This is a genomic window from Flavobacterium frigoritolerans (assembly GCF_025847275.1).
Classification (GTDB): Bacteria; Bacteroidota; Bacteroidia; order Flavobacteriales; family Flavobacteriaceae; genus Flavobacterium; species Flavobacterium frigoritolerans.
Genome location: NZ_JAOZEV010000051.1, coordinates 1 through 1,364, shown reverse-complemented (window position 1 = coordinate 1,364; position 1,364 = coordinate 1). Strand labels below are relative to the sequence as shown.

The following is a 1,364-nucleotide window of genomic DNA, read 5'->3' as shown; positions in this document are numbered from 1 at the left end:
CTCCTCCTATATAGTATAGTCGAATATTGCACCTATATATAAGGACATAAAAAAAGTCATCTCAGCACCGAGACAACTCCTTATCTATAATTCAATCAAAACCTCAAGCAAACACAATTCGCAAACTAACCATTATCTCATAATCTACATATCCAACGTTTGCTCTCCACCTCCATTAATAAAAATAACCTGACCACTTGTCCAGCTTGATATTGGTGACGCAAAATAAAGCACCGCTCCCGCTATATCGATCGCCTCTCCTAATCTACGAATAGGCGTATGTCTAAGCATTGCTTCTTCTATTTCAGGTGTCAAAACCGTACTGAGCGCACGAGTTCTTGTTGCCCCAGGACCAATAGCATTCAATCTAATATTGTCTGGACCAAAATCATAAGCCAAGTTTTTAGTCATATGATTAATCGCTGCTTTAGAGGATGCATACGCACTAATGGCCGGACTTGTATTAACAGAAGCCATTGACGACATATTAATAATACTTCCATATCCTGCTTTTTTCATCTCTGGCGCAACCAATTGACACAACCTCCACATGCTAAACACATTCATGTCAAACACTTTTTTAAATTGATCTATAGTAATATCGTACGGACTCTCTTTTCCTGCACCTCCTCCTCCAACATTATTGACCAAGATTTCTATACTTCCGAATTCTTTCACTGTTTCACTCACAAGATTCACCAAGGCTTCATCGCTCGTAACATCACAATCTACAGCAATAGACTTTCCTCCATTCTCATTTATACCTTTCGAAGTCTTTCTAGCCTCATCCAAGTTATAATCTGAAACCACCACATTTGCTCCATATGCCGCAAGTATTTCACAACAAGCTTTCCCTATTCCGTTTGCCCCACCAGTAACTATCGCGGTTTTCCCTTTTAAATCAAAAAATTTCGAAGTATCCATTTTCTCAAATTATTATTATTAAACCCTTAGATGCAATTACCACAAACCAAAACATAGATCAAACATTACTTAAGATATCAACGTTCAAAATCCTTAATTTCCTCAACAAAACAATATCTCTCTCAAATATAGCAAAAATTATCTAAGCACTCAATAGCACAAACTCTTTGAATTTAAAAAAATCCATATCCCTCACACCATCAAATCACCATCTAAAAGAATTTCCTAACTTTAAAAAACCCAACGAAGTATACCTACCTATTGTCAAAATAACAAATCAAAGTGAACTCTAAACCAAACAGAATACAGGTCAATACATATTGTTGTGGGTAAATATTAAAATCTAGATATTTGTGTTTTAAAATTACTCCCTAATGCAAGATTCTTTTATCGACCTTCTTAAGTTATTGTTGCCTGAGATAATAGTAGATTACTTTGAA

Annotated in this window: 1 protein-coding gene; it reads right to left on the bottom strand. The window is 35.6% G+C overall.

Features of this window, described 5'->3' with window-relative positions; translation table 11 throughout:
- Nucleotides 1–144: 144 nt before the first annotated feature.
- On the bottom strand, nt 145–924 hold the full coding sequence (locus OIU80_RS20810; RefSeq protein WP_264288882.1) for a glucose 1-dehydrogenase: 780 nt from the start codon (nt 922–924) through the stop codon (nt 145–147).
- Nucleotides 925–1,364 lie beyond the last annotated feature (440 nt).